We start from the raw sequence: 25,127 nt of genomic DNA on the forward strand, positions 1-25,127 counted from the left end.
AAGATTAATGCAGTGTAATTTGCTTGTGCGAGATCGCGTTGATCTGCGCACGAATCATTTCGCTAATAGGATCTTCCGGACACTGCTCGACGAAATAATTCAAATCATTCAGCGCCACGTGCTCACAGTCGAGCTGGGCATAGATCAGCCCGCGATCGCGAATTTCGTACGGGTCTTCCGGGTTGAACTGCAGCAGCACTTCGCTGGCGCGCAAGGCCAGCTCCATCTGACGCTCTTCCATTAATGCAGACTTCAGCGTATCCAGCAGCTTGCGAATGACCTCTGCGTTGTCCGCCTCGTCGAGATCTTCGTTGAAGAGTTCGGCCACCGGGCTGATATTGCCTTTCAGCCACACGTCCAGCGTATGTTCATCCAGCGTGTCGCCGTTGAAGGGATTAATGAGCCACATTTCGCCGTCCAGCCACTCTGCACGCAGGATCATCTGCGTCGGAAAAATGACCGGCACCAGCGGAATATCCAGACGCTGTGCGACCCATAGTAAAATAGACCCCAGCGCCACGGCGCTGCCCTGACGATTTTTTAAGACCTGGTCCAGCCATAATGCGTCAGACAGGCGATACACGCCCCGCGTGTCGCAGAAACCCCATTCGCCGTAGAAAAGCTCCAGCAGCTTCTCTAATTGCCAGTCTTGCGGGCGAGCCTGATTAATCTCTTCACGCGCCAGGCTGACCAGATTCTCCAGCTCATCATAGACAAACTGCGACGTAAAATCGTCGCGAATCATCTCTGAAATCAGGATCATGCCATCGCAAAGCGGCACTTTATTAAATTCGAAATCGGCTAAGGACCTCATGACTTACCCCAGTAACGCCTGAGCGAACAATGACGCTCAGGCGCGATAAAACTCAAAACGATGTAGATGATAACGCCAAACTGCCTTTCAGTCAGCCTTACGCCTTTATCAGTAAATGGCAGATACCCGGAACTCAAGACCACCGCCCCAGCGTCAGGCGTTCGTTGCCGCCGTAGTCGCGGCAGGTTTCGACAGCGTCATAACCTGCTTGCGTAAACAGTGCCCGCACGGCTTCTCCCTGCGTCCAGCCATGCTCCACGAGCAGCCAGCCGCCGGGAAGTAAATGTTCCCGTGACGTTGTCACAATGTGATCAAGATCGGCTAATCCCGCGTTGGCGGCCACGAGCGCCGTCAGCGGTTCGAAGCGAACATCTCCCTGCGCAAGGTGCGGGTCGTGTTCGTCGATGTAAGGAGGATTGCTGACAATCATCGCAAATGTGCGATTCTCCAGCGCGGAAAACCAGCTGCTTTGCAGCACCGTCACGTTGCGGACCCCGAGACGTTCCACGTTACGCTGCGCCAGCGCCACCGCGTCGGGCATGACATCCACCGCCGTCACCGTACAGTCGGGCCGCTCGGTGGCGAGCGCCAGCGCGATAGCACCTGTTCCCGTCCCGAGATCGAGAATGCTGCAGGCCGCCGCCGGTAAACGCGCCAGCGCCTGCTCCACCAGACACTCGGTGTCCGGACGCGGGATCAGCGTCGCCGCCGAGACGTACAGGGGTAACGACCAGAACTCACGTTCACCGACAAGGTGCGCCACCGGCTCTCCGGTTTTACGACGGGCAAGCAGCGCGGCGAGCTGCGCTTCCTGCTCCGCGGTCAGTTCGGTTTCTCCAAAAGCCAGCAGATACGTGCGGGCTTTACCCGTCACATGCTCAAGCAAAATTTCGGCATCGCGTTTCGGGCTTTCGCTTTCGGAAAGCTCACCTGCCGCCTCACGTAACCAGCGCTGAAAATCCATTATTCCTGCTCGGACAGTGCCGCCAGCTGGTCGGCCTGGTATTCCTGCACGATAGGCTCAATCAGCATGTCCAGCTTCCCTTCCATCACCTCGTCCAGACGGTACAGCGTCAGGTTGATGCGGTGGTCGGTGACGCGGCCCTGCGGGAAGTTGTAGGTGCGGTTACGGTCGCTGCGATCGCCGCTCCCCAGCAGGTTACGACGCGTAGACGCTTCCGCCTGCTGGCGTTTCGCCATTTCGGCCGCGTGGATACGCGCGCCCAGCACGGACAGCGCTTTGGCTTTGTTTTTGTGCTGTGAACGCTCGTCCTGACATTCGACGACAATGCCGGTTGGCAGGTGGGTAATACGGATGGCGGAGTCGGTGGTGTTAACGTGCTGACCACCCGCGCCAGAGGAGCGGAAAGTATCAATACGCAGGTCCGCCGGATTGATGTCCGGCAGTTCCGCTTCCGGCAGCTCCGGCATCACCGCCACCGTACAGGCGGAAGTGTGGATACGGCCCTGGGATTCGGTGGCCGGTACGCGCTGCACGCGGTGACCGCCGGATTCAAACTTAAGACGACCGTACACGCCGTCGCCGCTGATCTTGGCGATAACCTCTTTGTAGCCACCGTGTTCGCCTTCGTTGGCGCTCATGATCTCCACGCGCCAGCGACGCGACTCGGCGTAGCGGCTGTACATGCGGAACAGATCCCCGGCAAACAGTGCCGCTTCGTCACCGCCGGTCCCGGCGCGGACTTCCACGAACGCGTTACGCTCGTCGTCCGGATCTTTTGGCAGCAGAAGCACCTGAAGCTGCTGCTCCATCTCCTCAGAACGCGCTTTCGCATCCTGCAACTCTTCCTGCGCCATCTCGCGCATTTCAGGATCGTCGAGCATCATCTGCGCGGTTTCGATATCTTCCTGAACCTGTCGCCAGTCGGTAAAGCATTTAGAAACATCACTTAACTGCGCGTATTCACGTGAGAGCGCGCGAAAACGCTCCTGGTCCGCAATGGTCCCGGCATCGCCGAGCAGCGCCTGGACTTCTTCATGGCGCTCGTGCAGAGCTTCCAGTTTAGCGACGATAGAAGGCTTCATAGGCGTAAGTGCACCTTGTCTTAGAAAATGGGTATAGGGCGCTATTCCAGCCCGAGGCTGTTGCGCAGAATAGTCAGGCGTTCATCATCCCCGTCACGGGCAGCCTGCTGAAGAGATTTGGTTGGTGCATGGATCAGGCGGTTGGTCAGTTTCCACGCCAGATCCTGCATAATTGCATGTGCGTCGCCGCCCTGTTCAAGGGCCGCTAACGCTTTGGCAGTCAGGTCATCACGCACCTGCTCCGCCTGTCCGCGGTACTCGCGGATGGTCTCGCTGACGCTTTGCGCGCGCAGCCAGGCCATAAACTCACTGGTTTCCTGCTCAACGATGGTTTCCGCCTGCACCGCCGCCGCTTTACGCTGGGCGAGGTTGTGCGAAATGATGCTTTGCAGGTCATCCACGCTGTAGAGGTAGGCGTTAGGCAGCTTGCCCACTTCCGGCTCAACATCGCGCGGGACGGCAATATCCACCAGCAGCATCGGCTGATTACGACGGGACTTCAGCGCACGCTCCACCATCCCTTTTCCGATAATCGGCAGCGGGCTGGCGGTCGAGCTGATAATAATGTCCGCCTCTTTCAGACGTTCATCGATGTCGCTCAGGGCAACCACCTCTGCGCCCACTTCATCCGCCAGCACCTGCGCGCGTTCGCGGGTGCGGTTAGCGATAATCATCTTTTTCACTTTATGCTCGCGCAGATGGCGCGCCACAAGTTCGATGGTTTCGCCCGCGCCCACCAGCATCACGGTGACGGTGGAGAGGGATTCAAAGATTTGGCGCGCAAGGGTGCAGGCCGCGAAAGCAACGGAAACCGCACTGGCACCAATATCGGTTTCGGTTCGCACACGCTTCGCCACGGAGAACGACTTCTGGAACATGCGCTCCAGCTCGCTGGCCTTAAGATGCCCTTTTTGCGAATCCGCAAACGCTTTTTTCACCTGCCCCAGGATCTGTGGCTCGCCGAGCACCAGCGAATCCAGCCCGCTGGCGACGCGCATCAGATGGCTGACGGCATCGTTGTCCTGATGCCAGTACAGGCTATTGCGTAGCTCGTCTTCATTGAGATTGTGGTAATCGCATAGCCAGCGGATAAGCGCTTCATGCAGGTTGTCCTGCTCTTCCACGCTTAAATAGAGCTCGGTACGGTTGCACGTCGAGAGCACCACGCCACCCTGCACCATCGGCTGTGCAAGCAGGCTGTCCAGCGCCAGGTCGAGCGTATCCGGCGAAAACGTCACGCGTTCTCGCAGTGAAACCGGGGCTGTTTTGTGATTGATGCCGAGTGCTAATAGGGTCATGTTGAGCGGGAGTAGTACCAGCGTTAATAAGGTTAGCAGAACGCATCATACAGGATGCGCGAGATCAATAAAAGAGACAGCCCCCTTTCGGAGTAATAGCTTATACCCGTCATACTTCAAGCTGCATGCGCGTTGGCTGCGCTCGTTCACCCCAATCACATAGTTATCTATGCTCATGGGGATTCACTCTCTTGCCGCCTTCATGCAGCTTGAATTATTTAGGGTAGATACAACGCTTTGAGATAATTTGAACGTAGACGGTAGCCCCCTTCGACGCTAGCATTAACAGTTATAACTGCAACGTATCTCAAGGATTTGTCCTTATTATGACCCGACTGATTCGCCTGCTGCCGCTGGCAGCACTGGTTCTGACCGCGTGTACCGTCACCCAACCAAAAGGCCCGGGCAAAAGCCCTGATTCACCGCAGTGGCGTCAGCACCAGCAGGACGTCCGTAATTTGAACCAGTACCAGACTCGCGGCGCTTTCGCTTATCTCTCTGACGAACAAAAAGTTTATGCCCGCTTCTTCTGGCAGCAGACGGGTCAGGACCACTATCGCCTGCTGCTGCTGAACCCGCTGGGCAGCACCGAGCTGGAGCTTATCGCGAAACCGGGCGAAGCGCAGATTACCGATAACAAAGGCCAGCACTACACCGCGACCGATGCCGAAGAGATGATTGGCAAGCTGACCGGGATGCCTATCCCGCTCAACAGCCTGCGCCAGTGGATCCTCGGCCTGCCGGGTGACGCCACCGACTACACCCTGGACGATCAGTATCGTCTGAGCCAGGTGAACTACACCCAAAACGGTAAAACCTGGAAAGTGGTGTACAGCGCCTATGACAGTAAGAGTAAACCGTCGCTGCCATCGAATATGGAGCTGACCCAGGGCAGCCAGCGTATCAAGCTGAAAATGGACAACTGGATCGTTAAATGATGACCCAATGGCCCTCTCCGGCAAAGCTGAACCTGTTCTTGTACATCACCGGCCAGCGCGCTGACGGTTATCACACCCTGCAGACGCTGTTTCAGTTTATTGACTATGGCGACACGATCTCCATTGAACTGCGTCAGGACGGGCAGATTTGCCTCCTGACGCCGGTCGATGGCGTGGCGCATGAGGACAACCTCATCGTGCGCGCCGCGCGTCTGCTGATGAAAGCCGCGGCGGAATCAGGCCGTCTGCCCGCAGGAAGCGGTGCGGATATTCGTATTGAGAAACGTCTGCCGATGGGAGGCGGTCTGGGCGGCGGCTCATCTAACGCCGCGACCGTGCTGGTTGCGCTGAACCACCTCTGGGGCTGCGGGCTGTCGACGGACGAACTGGCAGCCCTGGGCTTGACGCTGGGGGCGGATGTCCCGGTGTTTGTTCGCGGTCATGCGGCCTTTGCTGAGGGCGTGGGTGAGGTCCTCTCCCCGGCTGAACCGCCGGAGAAATGGTATCTGGTTGCTCACCCTGGCGTGAGCATTCCAACCCCGGTCATCTTTAAAGATCCTGACCTGAAAAGGAATACCCCGGTTCGGTCAATAGAAACGTTATTAAATTGTGAATTCAGCAACGATTGCGAGGATATCGCAAGAAAACGTTTTCGCGAGGTTGATGCGGTGCTTTCCTGGCTGTTAGAATACGCGCCGTCGCGCCTGACTGGTACAGGGGCCTGTGTCTTTGCTGAATTTGACACCGAATCCGCCGCTCGTCAGGTGCTTGAGCAAGCGCCGGTTTGGCTGCATGGTTTTGTAGCGCGTGGGATGAACATTTCCCCCCTACAGCAGGCCATTCTGGCGCAGACTGAGTTTCGGTGACAACGTCACCCTGTTCCAGACGTTGCATCGCGCTCTTTAATACACCGCCTGGATAGCCTTCGCCTGGCCCGCACAGTTTGCGGCGAACGCTATCCACCACTGGACGCATGCCTGAGGTTCTTCTCGTGCCTGATATGAAGCTTTTTGCTGGTAACGCCACCCCGGAACTAGCACAACGTATTGCCAACCGCCTGTACACTTCCCTCGGCGACGCCGCCGTAGGTCGCTTTAGCGACGGCGAAGTCAGCGTACAAATTAACGAAAATGTACGCGGTGGTGATATTTTCATCATCCAGTCCACCTGTGCTCCAACGAACGACAACCTGATGGAACTGGTTGTTATGGTCGACGCCCTGCGTCGCGCTTCCGCAGGCCGTATCACTGCTGTAATCCCTTACTTCGGTTATGCCCGTCAGGACCGTCGCGTCCGTTCCGCGCGTGTGCCAATTACCGCTAAAGTTGTCGCTGACTTCCTGTCCAGCGTCGGCGTTGACCGCGTACTGACCGTTGACCTGCACGCAGAGCAGATCCAGGGCTTCTTCGACGTTCCGGTTGATAACGTATTCGGCAGCCCAATTCTGCTGGAAGACATGCTGCAGCTGAACCTGGATAACCCAATCGTGGTTTCTCCGGATATCGGCGGCGTGGTACGTGCCCGTGCTATCGCTAAGCTGCTGAACGATACCGACATGGCGATCATCGACAAACGTCGTCCGCGCGCTAACGTTTCTCAGGTGATGCACATCATCGGTGACGTGGCTGGCCGCGACTGCGTGCTGGTCGACGACATGATCGATACCGGCGGTACGCTGTGTAAAGCGGCTGAAGCGCTGAAAGAGCGTGGTGCTAAGCGTGTATTCGCCTACGCGACCCACCCGATCTTCTCCGGCAATGCCGTAAACAACCTGCGCAACTCCGTTATCGACGAAGTTGTGGTATGCGATACCATCCCACTGAGCGACGAGATCAAGGCACTGCCAAACGTGCGTACCCTGACCCTGTCCGGGATGCTGGCCGAAGCGATTCGTCGTATCAGCAACGAAGAATCTATCTCAGCAATGTTCGAACACTAATCGAACACGGCCGAAAAACCCGCTGCGGCGGGTTTTTTTGTCTCTGAGTTTTATTTGTATGATTAATGCCTCCTTCACCTGCCATTCACATGACAGATGATGCGCATACGGATGATAGATAATTGTGAAAAACGTAACCTCCTCACATGTTCTGCCCTTTCGCGCCCTCATCGACGCCTGCTGGAAAGAGAAGTACACCTCCTCACGCTTTGTGCGTGACCTGATTGCCGGGATCACCGTAGGCATTATTGCCATCCCGCTGGCGATGGCGCTGGCGATTGGCAGTGGCGTTGCGCCGCAGTACGGTCTGTACACCTCGGCCGTTGCCGGGATAGTCATTGCCCTGACGGGCGGCTCGCGCTTTAGCGTCTCCGGCCCGACCGCCGCCTTTGTGGTGATCCTCTACCCCGTTTCGCAACAGTTTGGTCTGGCAGGCCTGCTGGTCGCCACCCTGATGTCCGGGGTCTTTTTAATTCTGTTTGGCCTGGCCCGCTTTGGGCGGCTGATCGAGTACATCCCCCTTTCCGTGACGCTGGGGTTCACTTCGGGGATTGGGATCACCATCGGAACCATGCAGATTAAGGATTTCCTCGGCCTGCAGATGCCCCACGTACCGGAACACTACCTGCAAAAAGTGGGGGCCCTGTTTATGGCGCTGCCGACGGCCAACCTGGGCGATGCCGCCATTGGGATTGTGACGCTGGGTACGCTGATCGTCTGGCCCCGTCTGGGGATCCGTCTGCCGGGCCACCTGCCCGCGCTGCTGCTGGGCTGCGCGGTGATGGCTATCGTCAATATGTTCGGTGGTCACGTCGCGACTATCGGCTCGCAGTTCCACTATGTTCTGGCGGACGGCTCGCAGGGTAGCGGCATTCCACAGCTGTTGCCGCAGCTGGTGCTGCCGTGGGATATGCCCGGCTCCAGCTTTACCCTAAGCTGGGATTCCCTGCGCGCCCTGCTTCCCGCAGCGTTCTCTATGGCAATGCTGGGGGCGATTGAATCCCTGCTCTGCGCCGTCGTTCTGGACGGGATGACCGGCACCAAGCACAAAGCTAACAGCGAGCTGGTCGGCCAGGGATTAGGCAACCTTGTCGCGCCGTTCTTCGGCGGTATTACCGCAACGGCAGCCATCGCCCGTTCAGCTGCAAACGTGCGCGCGGGGGCAACCTCACCCGTTTCGGCGGTTATCCACTCCGTGCTGGTGATCCTCGCCCTGCTGATCCTCGCCCCGCTGCTCTCCTGGCTACCGCTTTCCGCCATGGCCGCCCTGCTGCTGATGGTGGCCTGGAACATGAGTGAGGCGCATAAGGTGGTGAACCTGCTGCGTCGCGCGCCGAAAGACGACATCATCGTGATGCTGATCTGCATGTCGCTGACCGTGCTGTTCGATATGGTTATCGCCATCAGCGTCGGGATCGTGCTGGCTTCTTTGCTGTTTATGCGCCGCATTGCGCAAATGACGCGCCTTTCCCCGGTTAACGTGGAGGTGCCTGACGATGTGCTGGTGCTGCGCGTGATTGGCCCGCTGTTCTTCGCCGCGGCGGAAGGTCTGTTCAGCGATCTGGAGTCCCGCATCGCGGGCAAACGGGTTGTGGTGCTGAAATGGGATGCCGTACCGGTGCTGGATGCAGGCGGCCTGGATGCCTTCCAGCGCTTTGTTGCACGTCTGCCGGAAGGCTGTGAACTGCGGGTGAGTAACCTGGAGTTTCAGCCACTGCGCACCATGGCGCGGGCGGGCGTGCAGCCGATCCCTGGTCGCCTTGCCTTTTATCCTAACCGTGAAGCCGCATTAGCGGATCTGTGAGCCACCTGGTGCAGAGAAACGTCTTTGCATCATCACCCCGATCGCCTGCTGGAGCCAAGCAAGCACGGCAGGCGTCATCCAGGTTCCTTTCATCAGATGCGGCTCCTGCTGCATGGCCGTGCGAAACTTTTGCTGAGTCTCCGGGCTGGTGCCCGCGTAAGACTGGAACAATGTCAGCCAGTTTTCAGCCAGCTTTTGCGCATCGTCAGAGGCGGGGTCGATATTTTCCCGCTGCGCCTGATGCAGTTTTGCCACCAGCGGCGGCCACTCCATCATGCGGTCAAAGTAGTGTGCCCGGGTAAAGGCCATCTCTTCGGCAGTGAGATACTTCTCCCATATGTTGAGCTTTGATTCCGCAAACGCGCGCGTGATGTAATCCGTCATCTCCGGCGTGATACCGGTCTGCACCTGCATCTGCGGTTCAACGCTATGCATTTCGTTCAGCCGGGTGAGAAATTCCGGCTTGCCCGCCGTATCCTGCTCCAGGCGTTCCATCCAGCGCGTCGCCAGGTCCATGGCCCGCGGGTCCGTAAAGGGTAGGTGCTGTTTCAACAGCGTGTTTGCCTCTGCAACCAGCCCTGACCAGATAGCCGCCAGCGCATCCTTCTGCACCGCAAACGGGAGCTGCTGTAACTCTTCTTTGCTAAACCAGCGATCGTACATATTCATTAACTCCAGAGTCTGTAGCCAGGATTCCAGATCCGGCGTCGCATCGTCGAGAAGCCCGGTCCGCAGCTCCACCAGCCGGTCGCGCAGCGTATGTATGCTGCGCAGCTGTTTATCCAGCAGCGTGATTTGCGCATCGAGTAACTCGGTTAACGACAGCGACTCCTGTTCCAGGAAATCCCTGATTTCAGCAAGTTCCAGCCCCGCTTTTGCCAGCGCCTGAATCATGTGCAGACGCTGGACATCCGCCAGGTTGTAAAGCCGATAACCTGCCGCGCTTCTGGCAGAAGGCAGCAACAACCCTGTTTGCTCATAGTGATGCAATGTGCGTACGGTGATCCCGGCCCGTTTCGCCAGCTCACCCACCTGAATCAACATAACTGCTCCTTTTACTTTGCCAGTGCCGCTACTCTGGAGCCTTACGTTACGTGAGGGTCAACCCTTGATGCAAAAAAAACGACTCCCTCAGGAGCCGTTTCGGTATTCTTTAACGTAGCGTCAGCTGTGCTTATGCTGATCGCGACGACAGCGTTTGTCGTAGTGACGCACCCACCAGTATTTGTCACACACTTCCTCATGGCCACTCACGCGTGCTCCCGCCAGCCACAACACTGCACCAATGAAGATGCTCAATATCGCGCCATGCGCAAAGTATTGCGGGAGATCAAGCTGCGGCAGCTGGTTTAAAATTGAATAACCCACGCCGGCTACCATCACGAACAGCCCCAACCCCATCAGCACGTTACCGAGTAACGAAGCGTTTTTGCGTTTCATGTGTCACCTCCGGAACTTTGGGTTGTCAGGGGAAAAGCCCCTAATCCTTGTGTGTAAAGTATAGACAACGCCCCTTTTATGAGTTGCGTGAATGATCACAATTACAGATAACTCCCAAACAAAAGTTTACAAATAACACTTTGAACAGCTTGAAATTCTAATTGTTCAAATCAGAAATTATTCGTATTTCGCTTCGACGATCGCAGAATTTTGTCAAGCGGCGCGCCAGACAGTAAACTACGCGCCAGATCTGGAACCCATTAGGAATTGAATCGTGACGATTAAACTGATTGTCGGCCTCGCCAACCCGGGCGCAGAATATGCGGCTACCCGCCACAATGCCGGGGCATGGTATGTCGATCTGCTGGCCGAGCGGTTACGTGCTCCCCTGCGTGAAGAACCTAAATTCTTCGGATATACCTCACGTATCAACCTTGCTGGCGCGGATGTTCGTTTACTGGTGCCTACCACCTTTATGAACCTGAGCGGTAAAGCCGTGGCGGCAATGGCAACGTTTTATCGCATCAACCCGGATGAAATTCTGGTGGCTCACGATGAGCTGGATCTCCCGCCTGGCGTAGCAAAATTCAAACTGGGCGGCGGGCACGGCGGCCACAACGGTCTTAAAGACATCATCAGCAAGCTGGGCAATAACCCAAATTTCCACCGTTTGCGCGTGGGAATCGGCCATCCGGGCGATAAAAACAAAGTTGTCGGTTTTGTGCTAGGTAAGCCCCCGGTTTCAGAGCAGAAACTGATAGACGAGGCGGTAGACGAAGCGGCGCGCTGCACCGAAATCTGGCTGAAAGATGGCTTAACCAAAGCGACAAACCGCTTGCACGCTTTTAAAGCGCAATAATCCATCCAGTACGGCTTTTTTACCGCGCGTGATGCGGGTTACGTGTATAATAGGCGTAGTTATTTACTTTTCATCAATCGGTTATCGTTAACGGATTGATTATCAAGATATTAAGGTGATTTAGAAATGGGATTCAAATGCGGTATCGTCGGTCTGCCAAACGTGGGCAAATCCACCCTGTTTAACGCGCTTACCAAAGCGGGTATCGAAGCGGCGAACTTCCCGTTCTGTACCATCGAACCTAACACTGGCGTGGTGCCAATGCCTGACCCGCGCCTGGATCAGCTCGCGGAAATCGTGAAGCCGCAGCGTATTCTGCCGACCACCATGGAGTTCGTGGACATCGCGGGCCTGGTAAAAGGCGCATCCAAAGGTGAAGGCCTGGGTAACCAGTTCCTGACCAACATCCGTGAGACCGAAGCAATCGGCCACGTTGTACGCTGCTTCGAGAACGACAACATCATTCACGTAGCGGGTAAAGTAAACCCGGCTGAAGATATTGATGTCATCAACACCGAGCTGGCGCTGTCGGATCTTGATACCTGCGAGCGTGCGATCCACCGTATCTCCAAGAAAGCCAAAGGTGGCGATAAAGATTCCAAAGCCGAGTTGGCGGTGCTGGAAAAATGTCTGCCACAGCTGGAAAACGCGGGCATGCTGCGTTCTCTGGATCTGAGCAAAGACGAGAAAGAGCTCATCCGCTACCTGAGCTTCCTGACGCTGAAGCCAACCATGTACATTGCCAACGTGAACGAAGACGGTTTTGAAAATAACCCGTACCTCGATCAGGTGCGTGCTATCGCCGAGAAAGAAGGTTCTGTCGTGGTTCCGGTTTGTGCCGCAGTAGAAGCCGATATCGCCGAACTGGATGACGAAGAGCGTGATGAGTTTATGGCAGAACTGGGCCTGGAAGAGCCCGGGCTGAATCGCGTTATCCGTGCTGGTTATGCCCTGCTCAACCTGCAGACCTACTTCACCGCTGGCGTGAAAGAAGTGCGTGCCTGGACCATTCCAGTGGGTGCAACTGCGCCTCAGGCTGCGGGTAAAATCCACACCGACTTCGAGAAAGGCTTTATTCGTGCGCAGACCATCGCGTTTGAAGATTTCATCACCTACAAGGGTGAGCAAGGCGCGAAGGAAGCCGGCAAGATGCGTGCGGAAGGGAAAGAATACATCGTTAAAGATGGCGATGTGATGAACTTCCTGTTCAACGTCTGAGTCGTCTTGAATGAAAAAAAACCACGCCCTGGCGTGGTTTTTTTATTGCGGGGTCAAAAGACATTGTCTAAGAGTTCTGTTTTCATGCTGGGTTCAAAAGGAATGATTTCAGCCGTCGCGAGCTTTAACCTCTGAAAAGGATCCTCGCGTAATCGCTCTTCAAGAGAGGCAAGACTCTCACATTTCGCGAGAATGACCCCACCGATTCTCGGCACCCGTTTTCCGGATGCGAGGAAAATTCCCTCTGCATACCCTTTTTTTAGCCACTCGACATGCGCAGGTATTGCTGCGTCAATCTCTTCGAGTGGTTTGATATAGGTTAAAATGACAATATAAACCGTGCTCATCCTTTGCCTCTCAGCTGTGTTTTTAGCCGTTTGTTGGAATTGTTTATGCAGTTCCTCTGTTGCCATCGGGTATCGTTATCATTTTGGGCACATTTGATCTTAATATGCAGGGCCCGATCGAGACAACGCGTTATTCTTCCTATTCCACGAATAGAACCAGTCATGCCAGCCGTTTTGCTTTACCACATAGCTACAGGCCACAATTACTTCCTTTGACTGGTTGAAAGTTAAGTAATAGAAAATAGCGCCTTCAGGAGGTGCAGACCAGAATAGTTTTTCGCCCTGAGCACTGAAGATGGTCAAAATAGTTGGTAATGGCTTTGGTTCGCTTAACGCAAAGACTAACTGGCGTGTTGAGTCGACCATTGCAGAGTCTAAAAATGGCATCCTAACCCGTATGTTACGTTCAGCACACGCCCACTGAAGCAGGTCATTTTCTTTAATACAAATGAGATTTTCAATCATCGGTAAACCTCAACTTTTAAAGTTTGATCTGTTTCAAATCACCTTCAAAAAGCCCCACAAGATATACCCGGTATCGTGCTGGCTGCACTTCTTTATACGTTAATACAGTAGAAAATTCCTTTACACACTTTGAACAAGTGTTTTTCGAAACATATAATTGGCTTTCATCGTAGATATACTTCTTATGTTCACTAACAAACTTCACACCTCTCATTTTCTTAACAAAAAAATCTTTCACCTCTTCAGAGAGCGAGTCAAATTCATATGAGTTTACGATAGAATAGATTATTACTCCCTCGCATTCAGGGCATGCTATTTCTGCGCCAGAATCTAAAAAGTCATTATCTATGCCATCCAGGACTAGTACCTTCTTTTTCAGTCGATTAGTTATTCTCATTTTCTATAACCTTTTAATTTTATTAATCAATAATGTCATTCAGTCAAACATTCCATTCGATATAAATTCCACAGTCGAAGCTTTTCTCATTAGACTGTACAATAATGCTTCCCCACTCATGATGCCACTGAGTTCCGTATGGAGGCGTACTAATTTTAAGTTTAGGGCGTGAGGTTATTTCACTATCAACCCATGCTGTCAAGCGCTGTTCTTCTTCAGATAAATTACGCAAATTGGCTCTTTTATCCCAATCCCATAAAGTTTTATAAAAATTCCCATTCTTACTGGTAAGGAATATGCAAGGAGAAAAAGAAAACACAGAAGGCCTCAGTTCTAATATGAAAGTTTGATCTTTCCAATCGATATTATCAATAGAGAAATAATAAGAGCCTATTGTATTCAACGGAGAGAATAACATGTAAAATTCGGAGTTTTTAAAAGTCTCAACATCCTTTAACTCGAGGGGGTAATTGTTAATAGCCACAAAGCCACTATTAACATCAAAATTCATTTCTAACATATCTAAACCACCTTGTCTGGAAGTGACTACATTATATTCCAGGTTAAATATATCCCGTGATTAAATGATTTTATCTCATATGAGACAGAAACCCGCCCCCATTCAAAGCGCCACCTAATCATGTCTGTTTCCGTGGTATCAGGCGTGTCCAGATTGAGTGATTCTTTTAGCCAATCAGATAAGCTTTTCACTGATTCATTTAGCATGTGAATATTAGCTCGCGCATTCCAGTCATTTAATGCGTTATAATACTGACTGTTTTTATCAACAAGATGAAGCATAAAAGGAAAACCATAGCACAACGGGCGTATAGTAACTTGAAATTCTTTGTCGAAAAACGCTACTGAGTCAACAAGGTAGTGATTCGGCATGGTTTTATTTACAGCTTTTCGCTTGTTTAATTCGTGGTATAATCCACTCTTACAAAATCCTTCTTCAGTATCAATTCCCAAAGGAAGATCATCAAATGTCAGATCACCGGTAATCGGATTTAAATTGAATTCAATCATGTTCCCCTGCTTTACTTTTGACTGTCTAACAAGATCTTAATGATATAGTCGACTTAATATGATAACAACTATATGACGATAATTTTCCGTGTAAAATCACATTTGTTATAACATTTACAATAATATCCACATAGCAATAAAGTCTTATTGCCAATGGTGCAATAAGTCAATCCACATTTCTTTTTCCCCAGCGATAACTTTTATGCCATCTTTATTTTGTTTTACATACTGCATGTATGTTTCATAAATAGCTCTTATCATCACCGTTTTTTCAGAGCGAGATCCTTCAATCAAAGTCATTATTTTTTCTAAATAAATTGATGAATTCACTCTTTCGTTGAAAAAAACAATGAGGTAATCGAGTACTTCGTTATATGAATCGTAATTCATGACAGGCTTCTCTGAGCTCTTATTTCGATTTATTTTAGTACATCCAACTTTTGGTTGCGCCTAAAACAGTGTTTCCATTTAACAAAGGAGTCATGTATGCAAGCGTTAATTGATACTGGAACGCTACGCATGGAGATTCTGGTTGGTTTGTACACCAGTTTAAGCAATAAAAACTAATCATTTTCTATGTCAGGAGGAGGAGTCGTAATGCCAAGAACATCTCGCCCAAATCGAATTTCTTCGTTGGTTTTCTTTTTTAATTTTAGGATTATAACACCCAGTAGAGCATTGTTTTTATCTGAATAAATTTTAAAGGAAAATGACTTAGTTAGGATATTAATTACTAAGACAGTTTCTTCATCATAGTTTTCAAGAGCAATAATTAATTCATCAAGACCTTCTACCTTCAACCCTGTAAGTTTTGTATTATTTTTATGCGCTTTCATTATTCGCAACTCATCTTGAGTATTGTTTATAAATGATGCACATTGAAGATTATTCTTTTTATTTAGAGAAGAACTATATTCATCCGGAATTTTTTCTCGCGCATACTCAATAAGGTCATCATCATTTATCATGGTAAATTCGCCTCAACGTAGCCTCTTAGAAGTCCTTTCAGAATGATTTCATGTTCCTTCATGCGTCAAAAGAAGACTCCCACGACCACGAGTCACCTTGTAAAGGAGTCTATTGAAAGTGCAGTGTCTATATCTGATCCACGCGACCGCGCTGTCATCTCTCTTCATTTCTGTACCTCAGAGTAATCGGCCAGTTCAAAAAATACCGAAACTGATTGTCGTGCAACCCTGCCGGTGCATCATCGCCGTCAATACGCGGCAATGAGCGATCGAGACGGTAGAATTCATCGCATGCGCTCAACAGCCCTGCGTGCGGAAGGGAAAAATTGCATCGTTAAAGATGGCGACATAATGATCGCCTTCTTTACGTCTGATTCTTTATAAATTAATCTTCTTTGGTTAGCTTTAAATTTAAAAAACACCTTCTTTAAGAGGATGATTTTTTATTCCACCCCAGGGATCGTCTAGCAAAAACTTAGCTGCAACAGTTTCTTTTGTCGGTACGAGCGTGAAATTATAATAAATTTCATCTCCTTCACAAACTTCATAAAACAGTGAATAAGTTTTATCATTTAATCCTAAGCTTAAATCAAATTTTTCAGTTGCTGAAGCGACTTGTAATTTATGTTGTTCCGTAACAAAAAATGGCACAACGATGCAGCGCTGAGAATTATCATCTAAATTGAAAGATTGTTCTACTTTAATATTCACGTTTGCGCCAAATGCATCATCTGGCAATGGATCAAATATGACATAATCCTTATGAAGCACAGCACCTTGTGAAATATTTCCTTTCCCCCACTGACTCAGTTTCTCATCATAGTCTCGGGATCGTAACAATATTTGACTATGCGAAATCAGTAGATTAACTATTTGTATGTTTTTATTGTTCATTACCTTACCTCGATTTTTATTCTCGTTACACCTGACTGCTCTGATAAAAATGTTACCAATATTACAACATGCACCACAATTACTGCTCTTTGATATCCGTCATCTCTTGCCAGTTTTGATTATAAAAATTTATTGCCATATATTGAACAACTGCCTCCATATCTCCTGTTCCTCATGAGCAATGACTCTATAATCTTGAGTCTTTCGTCTATATACCATAAAGCATGAGTCTATAGATCGAATAGAAACCGTTTTTTCTTTTCGACAACCCTCTAAAATAGATTGCATATCCTGGAGGCAATTATAATCAAGAATATATTTTTGAAAAAATAATTCCAGAAAATCCAATGCTTCATTATAAGATTGCAAATTTATCATAGTTCCTCTGAGAAAATATCAATCTTGTCGTAATTAATAACTCTATTTTCAGCATGCAGCTGTTGAACACGACCCTGGTGGTATTCAGGGTATGAACTGTGAAGCTACAGACAACATTTACTTCCTTTGACTTTTTCAATTTTAAGTAAAAAAACGCCTTCAGCCGGTAAAACAAAAGTATTTTTTCTTCCTGTACTTTGAAGATTATCTGAATGGTTGATTAGTGCTCTTCAGAATTTATTTTATGAGGGATTATCTCTCCTCTATATGGTATGTATTTCTATTACTCCAGTAAATAATTTTATATTTACCAAATTTGATGTTTTGTTCTTTATAATACTCTATTACTTCAGATGGATACCAACCATGTCCAAATAAAAAAAGAGCACCTTCGTCAACTAACAGTCTTATTATTCTTTGTTTATTCTGTTCGTCAATTACAGGTATAACCATAAACTCATCTTTTAATGAAAAACCTATCGCCTGCATTTTTTTAATTAAACCACTTCCCAAAACACGTATTTTTATACTAGTCCCAGCCACATCAATAACAACAATTGAATTATCTGGCATCTTATTCAATTTACATTTACCCTTATTAATTGTAGTGAATATATTGCTAACATTCAATGGCTTCTTATGAAAGATCTTCTTCTGTTACCAATCCATTAACAAAGATGGAAAATGAATTTGTCAGATATCTTTGAAGTTTTATATGATTCTCTTGCATAGTCAAATACTCATCAAAAGAATCTGTAGCAAAGTATACAATTGAGTAATTATCTAAATCCAGACAGAAGAAATTCCCTCCCCAATCATTTGCGAAGGGAAAAAGGTTTTTTGGGATCACTTGCCTATCCAACATGCTGACATAGCAACCATCAATTAAAGACCTAGGGTCATCATTTGTCTGACTATTATAAATAAACGGTTTAAACCCAGCCACCTCTACTGGTTCAAAATCTTCATCATCGGCCCACCAACTTTTCTCAGGAGTGCCACCATTAAATTGCAGATAATGTGAAATGAAATCATCAGGAAGAATAATAGATAATTCTTCTTCATTTTTAGCAATATCTGCACGTCCAATCTTTTTTCACAGTTACTGAAATGATTCATATATTATTTGGCCAGATGATCAAAAAAATCGCGAATTTATTTAAGGTGTTTATGAGCTGTTGCTGTATGAAAATTAGCTTAGGAAGCCCGCCTCCCCTGATGATCAAATATTTATCAGAACATTGTCGACAAGCTCAAAGCCTGAAACCCCCATTGTTGTGTAATTTGGATATTCAGCAACAGATAAACGCCTGATTTCGTCCTCCCCATCATATAAGCCGCCAGCATAATTAAATATTTTTAATTCTTTTTTTTCTTCAGTCAGATTAGCGTGGCCAATAATTTTCCAAATGCCTTTGCTAATATTCTGATTGCCAGTGAAAACAACCTTCATCTCTTTGCCAAACTTTTCAAAAGATAAAGGTCTCAGTGAACTGTTATCTTCAAGCTCCTCCGTATTCTGTATTGATAAAATGCAGAAACCTATTGCTTGCTTAAACTTTTCTTTTGGAGCAAATACAATCTGGCAAATCGCAAATTTCCCATTACTCATCGGAATGACAAAGATGTCACCCTCTTTGTATTTTACTTTCATAAGCTATTACCTTTCAGAATTGATAACGCATCTTTCAATACTTTTCCACCCCAATCACTGTTACGACCCGCAATATCCTATGTGCTAGCATTTAGGTTATAAGGACTAAATGATCTGATTTTATTTATGAGATTTTTTAAGGAGATCACTGACTTAGCTCCACCATTAAGAACCATAATCCTTTGTACCAGGAATTTAATTTCCGTTTTGGTCAAATTATTATCAAATATAATCAACTGTTGCAAATGTGATTTACCCGGTGTATTCGCATGGCTATTCAAACGAGCTGGAGCTTCCCCACGTCCTCCATAGATAATATTCTTTTCATCGTGAAGGGTTATCGTCCCGCTCTTCCCACACCAGGTTATTGCGGCAATCGTAATCCAGGCAGAGAGACCAGCGGTGGAACGCGGGTGTGGAAGGGGAAGATTATATCATTAAAAATTGCGATTTGATAAACTACTTTTTACTATTTGATTTGTTTTGAAAAAAAATTCACGATTTGACGAGGATTTTTCAATGTTCTGAACTAGATGATTAATAAATCAAACATTATAGCCTAAATATGCTATTACTTTCTTTATCCATGTCCAGACTTCCTAACGCTCCAAGATCTAAAGAATAAATCTCATCAGTACCTTTACGCAAATTCAAAAAGTATCCCAAATCACCATCTTGACCAATCAATAAAACGTCAGGCTCCACCGATTGAATTGTGTATGTATTATTTCTTTCAAGCAAGTCAAAACAATTGAAAACATAAAGCTGGCCACCATTTGCTCGTTGAATTTCATAAGAGTAGCTATCTTTGACGTTCTCAATCATAAAGCGCTTATATTCAGAAGGTAAAGACGTGTGTATAATCTTTTCAACTTCATTTAACTGATCAATTAAATCTTGCTTTTCCATATCGGCTTACCTATAAATGAATAAATTCTATATTAAGATAAATATTATCTCCATTAGGTTCGCATTTATTGAGGAATTAGTTGTAATTATTAATAAGGGCAATTATTGTTTCTTTCCTGAAACTAACCAGCCATTAATTGCATAATAAAAAATGGAATAAAAAAACCAATTTTTCTTATCAATGTTCTATATATTCAGCGCAATGGTTAAAGATTGATAGAATCTTTATTTATAAACACCAAGCTCTTCAGATCTTGAAATTAATTCATCTTGTAAGGAGCCTTGTATTTCATCACCGTCATATTCAAGTTTAAAATCCCCATCAATATTTGGAGGGAAACGTGAACCATCGATTGTTCCGAGAACAGTAGAAGTTGTATCTACAATGACCAACCTAAGGAAATTGAAAATTTTCTCCTGTTCTTCTGGGGATAGTTTATGAATTACACTTCTTGCCCGCGAATAAGGATCTTCATCACCATTTGACTTGGATAAATCAGATAAATTATCAATATAATAATTTAGCGTATCGCCTAAAAGCTCGGCAAGTAATGATCTCACAACTAACTCATCTTTATTCACATTATCTCCTATAATTACTTTTACCTTTAGGTTTTGATTTTCTCATTTCAGGATACATTGCTTTATTTTTTGCGATTAATTCCTGAAGAACGCTGTTTGCAATGTCTTGATAAACTCGCCTTAATTCTAAGATGTCTCTAGCAAGCAGTTCCCTCGCATTAGCAAATGGTTAGCCAGTTGAAGGATTAATTTTCTTCGTGAAACAATACCGACACCTTCTTTTGATATAGTATGGCTTTCTTAAGGTACTAAAATTGACGGGCCAGTTTTAGGGTCATAACCTTCTACAAGATCTTTCATAGTAGCTTTTTGCCCCGCTTGATGAGCATCAAGTCCTGTGTTACCTCGCAAAACTATATCTCTCAAATCAGTGTAGACGTAGGTCAGCGTCACGTCTCCATGCAGTTCCTTCAGCAGGCTGAACCCTTCCCGGACAAACCAGGTGGTCACCAGCTTACCGGCGGGCTGTCCGCCCAGCACCTGGCGGCTCGTTGGCGGGTAAAACATCCCGGCGATGCAGAAGCCCGAGGAGGTCGTACTCGCTGCGGGTGGTCAGCAACTACGGGGGCTATCCTGAGGTTGGGGTTATTCGTCACGAGTATAATGACCGATTATAGAGGTTAAGAGTAAGCAAAGTGCAAAAAAGCAAGCAAGGTGCGTGCAGAAGGAAAAAGAAAATTGTTAAAAATGACTATGTGATGAACTACTTGTATTATTCTATTTTTTCATTCAAAGATAAACTCCCTCTTCTAATGAGTTTTCAATAATCGTTGCTTTTGCAAAGGAAATTAGAATATTTGAATCTTGCTTTTTATATTTAACTTCGTAACTACCAGGTTCTAAAGTAATAAACTCACCTGAAATGGCATCTGAGTCGTCAGGCTCAAGATCTCCGCCAGTGACATCTTCTCCCGCCCCAATGAAAACCTTTCCAGAAGGTACGTTTAAAAATAGCGACCCGGTACATTCATCAACATCTCTTTTAATATGGACTTTATAGGTTCCATCATCTCCAAGATTGAGAAATAACACATTACCTTTATTTATTTCTTCAACTTCATCTTCTGGAAGGCTCCACCAATCTACATCATCGTTAAGTCTATGTTTTAGTGACATTAAATCATAAATCACAATTGTTGCTGTATTTGTTTGGAAATGTATTATTGCATGCATAATTTTCAATACTTAATCTTTTATGAAATAATTAAAAACACTATTATGTCAAGTTATAATCTGTAGTATCAATCCCAACTCACATTTCAGCGTTATATTTTTTGAGGATTCCAGTCAGAGTAATCAGCTACACGGATTTCATTAAGAACGAGATCCAGTGGAACATGTGCAATGCTATCTGCGATTTCATCATAAGGTGCTGGCAACTCAAATGAAAAACCAAAGTCGTCATTTATAATAATGAAACCATTAAAAATGCGTTGTTTATTAGTCAAGTCGATTATTTGCCTCATCGTTTGACCTGGTTGTAATATGTTATTATACCTCCCCTTATAGCTTACATTACAACCAATCGAAATGATCGTTCCATCTTCAAGGGTAGCGATTGTGATAGTGTCATCTACAATATATGCAAGCCTTTTCTCATCATCAGGCAAAAAATAATCAAAGTAATTTACCTTAAACCCGGTATATAACTCATTCATATATTTACTTATATTTTCACCCAAAAACACGTTACCTAGCGCTCTCCCTGATAAAATATCAGCATTAAAATCAATCATTTATACCCATCCATTCGGAAAAAGAATTAAATTATAGTAAATTCCATCTCCTTCACAATTCAGCGCAATGGTTAAAGATTAACATGATGCATCTACCATTGCACACTCAAAAAAATGGTATGTTGGAAATATATTTTTACCCTTTAGTGATTACAATGCTCCTATGATCTGTCTCATTTTTTATCCATAACATTTCATCTTGAGGTAACGATCCATCACTGCAGAAATCTACAAGTTCACCTTGCCAATCATCAGGAACATATTTGTGATAATGCATACTTTCGACATATTGGGAATATAGTCTTTTATTATCAAAGTCTATAAACAAATCTGGCATTAGATCATATATATCCCACCAGGTGGTTTTTTGCGAAAGCCTATTATAAAACTCCTCAGCTATATCATCCTTATTATATAAATAAGCATCTTTAATTAAACCATCAATGAATATCTTTGCGTTTTCTTCATTTACAACTGGTATGTTATATCTTTCCTTATGAATATCCTGTAGGTTTATTTCCATCCCACTTCTCACAAAATCTTCTACCCATTTTGCTCTGTCTAAAACCCACATTTCTTTAAAGGCCACGAACCAATAAAATCTTCCTTCGTTCTTTATTATCACAAGGAGTTCTTCATCTTTATTAATATTCATATAATAACCTATTTTACACTCCCCGAGACTGGAATCGCTACTTCGTCAAGCCATTCTGCCCATATTGATGGTAATTCATACGATCTAACTGGCGTTGTCGGATCCACACGCTTAGGAATTAATCCCTCTTGATGTAACGGATTAGTACGATAACCAACCTGAGGTATTGCACTTTCTTCTTTTAAATCCGCCATCCGCTTAGGGACTTTAAAGGAGAATACATTTGCCTCGCTCATGTAGATATTTTTAAAAGTTACAAAATGACCCTTTTCCCACATGAATTATCCGTAATACTTGGCGGAAATAACAAATTATTTTTTCCAATAAAGAATCCTCTGGTTAAGAAAATAATCCGCACAATTAATAGAGGCATCCGCCAAGGCACGGTATGAGAGATACCAAGTTTTCAACTTACAACGAGCAAACCGTAAATCTATTGTCCTGCCATGGTTTGGCCTTCAAGAATCGAGGGCTCTACAGCGGTTTGAACATTCAAAACCTAATGCCCCCCGACAGTGATCTAACATTAATGCCTTAAATCGAATATATTAAATTAAAAAGCATTCGACCTTCATTTTTTTCAAGGCTGATGTCATATTCATTGCCAACCACCTTAAATATCTCGTCTTCATTCACAAAAAAAACTCTGTACATTATTGAGGAAATTATTTGTCTAAACATATCTGAAGAAACATGTCTTCTTAAAGTTTTGAGATCAGCCAAATTATTTCTAACAATATAATACGAATAATTCATTAGAATGAAATTTGATATTAGTAAATTCTTCGTGGATTGATACTTGTCAAAACAATGTTCCAAGGCTCTATAAATTGTTTTTTTAGATTTCTCATAAGTATTAATAAAACTATCAGGATCGCAAAGGTAGCAGTTTTTATCATTAAAAAACAGGGAACTTCTATCGTTGTTCGCAACAAACAAAAAATTCAGCACTGATAATTGATAATGTTTTATAGACTTAATATCTTCAAAGTTTTTCTTTTTTTCAAATTGTACATAAAATTGCTCAAGCAAAGACAATATTGAGACATTACCATGCTGAGAAGTATTTATACAAATCCCATCTTTAGTAATGCATAGCAAATTATAAGAGTCATCATCCATGCCCATTTCAAAACACAAAAATCTTAAAAAAAAGCTTTTTGCTTTTATAGCGTAATCTTCTTCGTTATCTTTTAAAGAAAACAGTTGATAGATATAAAACAAGATAAAGATATCTTTATCTATACGCTGTCGGTTATCTATTTGAAAAAGATAACCTAATCGAGAAAGGAAAACTTCAAATGCATACTTACCATCTTCACTTAGGCCTAACTTGTTTAACGCACGCTGAAACATAACTTTAGGAAAGCAAGTTTGCCAACGACTCAACTCTACATGCTTCCCATTTTCTTTTTTAAAACAAACGGGGAATAGGTCCGGTTCATCCTGAACATAGATATATTTTCCAAAACTTTCAATCTCTGCTCTCGCATTAGTGAAGTGTTCAATTTTATGTATAAACATTTCAAAAATCATTACGTAATCCTCTTACCACATTTCTTCCAATTACCTTTAGCATCTTTCTTTTCAATCTGGAATGAAGTGATTTTATCATTAAAACGAGGAAGGATATTTTTATCCAGGGTTAAATCCTGGTCGGCTATCATGATTTACCCATATGGCTTTATCACCTCGATTATTTGGGACCAATCCACCTTTATCACCACGCTCAGAAGCTGATGCAATCGCTTCATCTTTACTCGTATAGCGTATAACTTCCTCTTGTTTTAATCCCAGAAGGTCTATTCGCGTAAGACTATTTGCACCATACAGGTAAAGATTTATCTCCCCCGCCAGCCCTATCGGGTCCTTCTGCGTAAACCGTCCGCAGTCCGGGTCGTAATACCGGAACAGATTGTCGTGCAACCATCTCACAATGCAGGTGTTGACCCTGCATCCGCAGGTTCTGGGAATATCCTGATCCCTGCGTCTCGCTTTCCCGCAACAACTTGCCCCAGGCGCTGTTCACCCCTTCCCAGCGCACCTGCCCTTCGATATCCGTCATCCGCTCTGGCGTGCCGTTGGACTGGCAGTGGAACCAGAAGATCCCCGGCGCTTCCACGCCGTCAATTCGCGCCAGCGGGTCGTAGCTGTCCTGGTCGCTGTAGACATAGGTCAGAGGCACGTCTCCGTGCAGCTCCTGCAGCAGACGGAACCCTTCCCAGACAAACCGGCTTGCCGGTTAGCTGTCCGCCTTGCATTTGGCGTCGCATTTTGCTGATGCGTGGTCCGAGCGGGTCGTAGCGGAAGCTGACCTGCATCTGCGGCCTGTTGCGATCCCGCGGCTGGCTGATAACCTCCGTCAGGCGGTGTTCGCCGTCGTACCGGTAGTGCCAGCGGATCTGGCCGTTATCCTTCTCTACGGTACGGCCGTGGATGTCATAACGCCACTGAATACCGTTCAGTTGCGTGACCCGGTTATGGGCAGTCTTCTTTCCAGCGCCCTCTAACGGGTTACCAGCCGCATCCCAGTGCCACTGCTCCTGACCGGGCAGCGAGCCGTCCTGAGCGAGCAGGCCCCGGCGCTGTCGTACTGCCAGCGGTTCCAGTTAAACGGGTTATCGTCCCGTTCTTCCCGCACCAGGTTATTGCGATAATCGTACTCCAGGCGGCGGGACCAGCGGCGCGGCGACGGGCGCTGGGCATTGCCGGTAAAGTTGTCCCATCGATAAAGATTACATCGTTAAAGATGGCGAC

31 protein-coding genes and 2 pseudogenes are annotated in these 25,127 nt (G+C 46.8%); 6 read left to right on the forward strand and 27 right to left on the reverse strand.

Annotation, left to right across the window (positions count from 1 at the left end; genetic code table 11):
- Positions 1-4 precede the first annotated feature (4 nt).
- The 5 genes and pseudogenes from sirB1 to hemA form a co-directional block, all read right to left on the reverse strand.
- Positions 5-814 carry an invasion regulator SirB1 gene (gene sirB1, locus GXP72_RS13320; RefSeq protein ID WP_032647631.1) on the reverse strand — a complete coding sequence of 270 codons (810 nt, stop codon included), beginning with the start codon at positions 812-814 and terminating at the stop codon, positions 5-7.
- Between the two features lie 41 nt (positions 815-855).
- Positions 856-966: pseudogene (locus GXP72_RS22675) on the reverse strand (siroheme synthase); the annotation flags it as partial.
- On the reverse strand, positions 948-1,778 hold the full coding sequence (gene prmC / locus GXP72_RS13325) for a peptide chain release factor N(5)-glutamine methyltransferase (RefSeq protein WP_208762986.1): 831 nt from the start codon (positions 1,776-1,778) through the stop codon (positions 948-950). The pseudogene GXP72_RS22675 and the gene prmC, both read right to left, overlap by 19 nt.
- Entirely contained in the window at positions 1,778-2,860 is a 1,083-nt protein-coding gene (gene prfA / locus GXP72_RS13330) for a peptide chain release factor 1 (protein WP_021240360.1), read from the reverse strand. The genes prmC and prfA overlap by 1 nt, the downstream gene beginning before the upstream one ends.
- A 41-nt stretch (positions 2,861-2,901) precedes the next feature.
- Positions 2,902-4,158 carry a glutamyl-tRNA reductase gene (hemA, locus tag GXP72_RS13335; RefSeq protein WP_024907067.1) on the reverse strand — a complete coding sequence of 419 codons (1,257 nt, stop codon included), beginning with the start codon at positions 4,156-4,158 and terminating at the stop codon, positions 2,902-2,904.
- A 326-nt stretch (positions 4,159-4,484) separates the two neighbouring features.
- On the opposite strand from hemA, the gene lolB reads away from it, so the two are divergent.
- The 4 genes from lolB (at position 4,485) to dauA (ending at position 8,839) form a co-directional block, all read left to right on the forward strand.
- Positions 4,485-5,096 (forward strand): lipoprotein insertase outer membrane protein LolB, encoded by a 612-nt coding sequence (gene lolB / locus GXP72_RS13340; protein ID WP_024907066.1) that lies wholly within the window; start codon positions 4,485-4,487, stop codon positions 5,094-5,096.
- On the forward strand, positions 5,093-5,962 hold the full coding sequence (ispE, locus tag GXP72_RS13345; RefSeq protein WP_090420999.1) for a 4-(cytidine 5'-diphospho)-2-C-methyl-D-erythritol kinase: 870 nt from the start codon (positions 5,093-5,095) through the stop codon (positions 5,960-5,962). Before lolB ends, ispE begins: the two co-directional genes overlap by 4 nt.
- A gap of 125 nt (positions 5,963-6,087) precedes the next feature.
- Positions 6,088-7,035: a ribose-phosphate diphosphokinase gene (gene prs, locus GXP72_RS13350; RefSeq protein WP_003856663.1), complete on the forward strand. Its 948-nt coding sequence runs from the start codon at positions 6,088-6,090 to the stop codon at positions 7,033-7,035.
- A gap of 124 nt (positions 7,036-7,159) precedes the next feature.
- Positions 7,160-8,839, forward strand: a complete 1,680-nt coding sequence (gene dauA, locus GXP72_RS13355) for a C4-dicarboxylic acid transporter DauA (protein ID WP_090421002.1) — start codon at positions 7,160-7,162, stop codon at positions 8,837-8,839.
- Here dauA and GXP72_RS13360 read toward each other — a convergent pair.
- Complete coding sequence (locus GXP72_RS13360; protein ID WP_090421005.1) at positions 8,825-9,883, reverse strand: MerR family transcriptional regulator; 1,059 nt, start codon at positions 9,881-9,883, stop codon at positions 8,825-8,827. The genes dauA and GXP72_RS13360 overlap by 15 nt on opposite strands.
- 120 nt (positions 9,884-10,003) lie before the next feature.
- On the reverse strand, positions 10,004-10,279 hold the full coding sequence (gene ychH / locus GXP72_RS13365; RefSeq protein WP_024907062.1) for a stress-induced protein YchH: 276 nt from the start codon (positions 10,277-10,279) through the stop codon (positions 10,004-10,006).
- Positions 10,280-10,553: 274 nt separating this feature from the next.
- On the opposite strand from ychH, the gene pth reads away from it, so the two are divergent.
- Both pth and ychF read left to right on the forward strand, forming a co-directional pair.
- Positions 10,554-11,138 carry an aminoacyl-tRNA hydrolase gene (gene pth, locus GXP72_RS13370; RefSeq protein ID WP_023336005.1) on the forward strand — a complete coding sequence of 195 codons (585 nt, stop codon included), beginning with the start codon at positions 10,554-10,556 and terminating at the stop codon, positions 11,136-11,138.
- A gap of 126 nt (positions 11,139-11,264) precedes the next feature.
- The gene (gene ychF, locus GXP72_RS13375; RefSeq protein ID WP_090421008.1) at positions 11,265-12,356 is read left to right on the forward strand and encodes a redox-regulated ATPase YchF; all 1,092 of its coding nucleotides are present in this window, start codon (positions 11,265-11,267) and stop codon (positions 12,354-12,356) included.
- A gap of 53 nt (positions 12,357-12,409) precedes the next feature.
- Here the strand turns inward: ychF and GXP72_RS13380 are convergent, their stop codons facing one another.
- The 20 genes and pseudogenes from GXP72_RS13380 to GXP72_RS13475 form a co-directional block, all read right to left on the reverse strand.
- Positions 12,410-12,703: a YciI family protein gene (locus GXP72_RS13380; protein WP_024907061.1), complete on the reverse strand. Its 294-nt coding sequence runs from the start codon at positions 12,701-12,703 to the stop codon at positions 12,410-12,412.
- A gap of 99 nt (positions 12,704-12,802) precedes the next feature.
- A complete protein-coding gene (locus GXP72_RS13385) occupies positions 12,803-13,168 on the reverse strand; it encodes a hypothetical protein (protein ID WP_024907060.1) in 366 nt (121 codons plus the stop codon).
- 16 nt (positions 13,169-13,184) lie between these two features.
- A complete protein-coding gene (locus GXP72_RS13390) occupies positions 13,185-13,565 on the reverse strand; it encodes a hypothetical protein (protein ID WP_047958859.1) in 381 nt (126 codons plus the stop codon).
- Positions 13,566-13,608: 43 nt separating this feature from the next.
- The gene (locus GXP72_RS13395; protein ID WP_061714950.1) at positions 13,609-14,085 is read right to left on the reverse strand and encodes a hypothetical protein; all 477 of its coding nucleotides are present in this window, start codon (positions 14,083-14,085) and stop codon (positions 13,609-13,611) included.
- Between the two features lie 26 nt (positions 14,086-14,111).
- Entirely contained in the window at positions 14,112-14,594 is a 483-nt protein-coding gene (locus GXP72_RS13400) for a hypothetical protein (RefSeq protein WP_024907058.1), read from the reverse strand.
- A 144-nt stretch (positions 14,595-14,738) separates the two neighbouring features.
- A complete protein-coding gene (locus GXP72_RS13405) occupies positions 14,739-14,984 on the reverse strand; it encodes a hypothetical protein (RefSeq protein ID WP_024907057.1) in 246 nt (81 codons plus the stop codon).
- Between the two features lie 173 nt (positions 14,985-15,157).
- A complete protein-coding gene (locus tag GXP72_RS13410; protein ID WP_024907056.1) occupies positions 15,158-15,562 on the reverse strand; it encodes a hypothetical protein in 405 nt (134 codons plus the stop codon).
- Positions 15,563-15,973: 411 nt separating this feature from the next.
- Positions 15,974-16,456, reverse strand: a complete 483-nt coding sequence (comJ, locus tag GXP72_RS13415) for a competence protein ComJ (RefSeq protein ID WP_048990650.1) — start codon at positions 16,454-16,456, stop codon at positions 15,974-15,976.
- A 630-nt stretch (positions 16,457-17,086) separates the two neighbouring features.
- Positions 17,087-17,407: a hypothetical protein gene (locus GXP72_RS13420; RefSeq protein ID WP_071994458.1), complete on the reverse strand. Its 321-nt coding sequence runs from the start codon at positions 17,405-17,407 to the stop codon at positions 17,087-17,089.
- 64 nt (positions 17,408-17,471) lie between these two features.
- On the reverse strand, positions 17,472-17,924 hold the full coding sequence (locus GXP72_RS13425; RefSeq protein WP_348273149.1) for an SMI1/KNR4 family protein: 453 nt from the start codon (positions 17,922-17,924) through the stop codon (positions 17,472-17,474).
- A 132-nt stretch (positions 17,925-18,056) separates the two neighbouring features.
- Entirely contained in the window at positions 18,057-18,488 is a 432-nt protein-coding gene (locus tag GXP72_RS13430) for an immunity 26/phosphotriesterase HocA family protein (protein ID WP_024907053.1), read from the reverse strand.
- Between the two features lie 552 nt (positions 18,489-19,040).
- Positions 19,041-19,397, reverse strand: coding sequence for a hypothetical protein (locus GXP72_RS13435; protein WP_023292198.1), 357 nt, complete (start codon positions 19,395-19,397; stop codon positions 19,041-19,043).
- A 225-nt stretch (positions 19,398-19,622) separates the two neighbouring features.
- Complete coding sequence (locus GXP72_RS13440) at positions 19,623-19,979, reverse strand: hypothetical protein (RefSeq protein ID WP_073961520.1); 357 nt, start codon at positions 19,977-19,979, stop codon at positions 19,623-19,625.
- Positions 19,980-20,219: 240 nt separating this feature from the next.
- Positions 20,220-20,486 carry a hypothetical protein gene (locus GXP72_RS13445; RefSeq protein ID WP_061714946.1) on the reverse strand — a complete coding sequence of 89 codons (267 nt, stop codon included), beginning with the start codon at positions 20,484-20,486 and terminating at the stop codon, positions 20,220-20,222.
- A gap of 222 nt (positions 20,487-20,708) precedes the next feature.
- Positions 20,709-21,152 carry a DUF6386 family protein gene (locus GXP72_RS13450; protein WP_148769127.1) on the reverse strand — a complete coding sequence of 148 codons (444 nt, stop codon included), beginning with the start codon at positions 21,150-21,152 and terminating at the stop codon, positions 20,709-20,711.
- A gap of 92 nt (positions 21,153-21,244) precedes the next feature.
- Positions 21,245-21,715: a hypothetical protein gene (locus GXP72_RS13455; RefSeq protein WP_048990655.1), complete on the reverse strand. Its 471-nt coding sequence runs from the start codon at positions 21,713-21,715 to the stop codon at positions 21,245-21,247.
- Positions 21,716-21,851: 136 nt separating this feature from the next.
- Complete coding sequence (locus tag GXP72_RS13460) at positions 21,852-22,370, reverse strand: hypothetical protein (protein WP_024907047.1); 519 nt, start codon at positions 22,368-22,370, stop codon at positions 21,852-21,854.
- An 8-nt stretch (positions 22,371-22,378) separates the two neighbouring features.
- The gene (locus GXP72_RS13465) at positions 22,379-22,648 is read right to left on the reverse strand and encodes a hypothetical protein (protein ID WP_155267927.1); all 270 of its coding nucleotides are present in this window, start codon (positions 22,646-22,648) and stop codon (positions 22,379-22,381) included.
- A 256-nt stretch (positions 22,649-22,904) separates the two neighbouring features.
- Positions 22,905-23,906, reverse strand: a complete 1,002-nt coding sequence (locus GXP72_RS13470) for a hypothetical protein (RefSeq protein WP_208762987.1) — start codon at positions 23,904-23,906, stop codon at positions 22,905-22,907.
- Positions 23,906-25,104, reverse strand: a pseudogene (locus tag GXP72_RS13475) (RHS repeat-associated core domain-containing protein); the annotation flags it as partial. The gene GXP72_RS13470 and the pseudogene GXP72_RS13475, both read right to left, overlap by 1 nt.
- Positions 25,105-25,127: the final 23 nt, after the last annotated feature.

Source organism: Enterobacter sp. SES19, assembly GCF_011765665.1.
GTDB classification, from domain to species: Bacteria; Pseudomonadota; Gammaproteobacteria; order Enterobacterales; family Enterobacteriaceae; genus Enterobacter; species Enterobacter pseudoroggenkampii.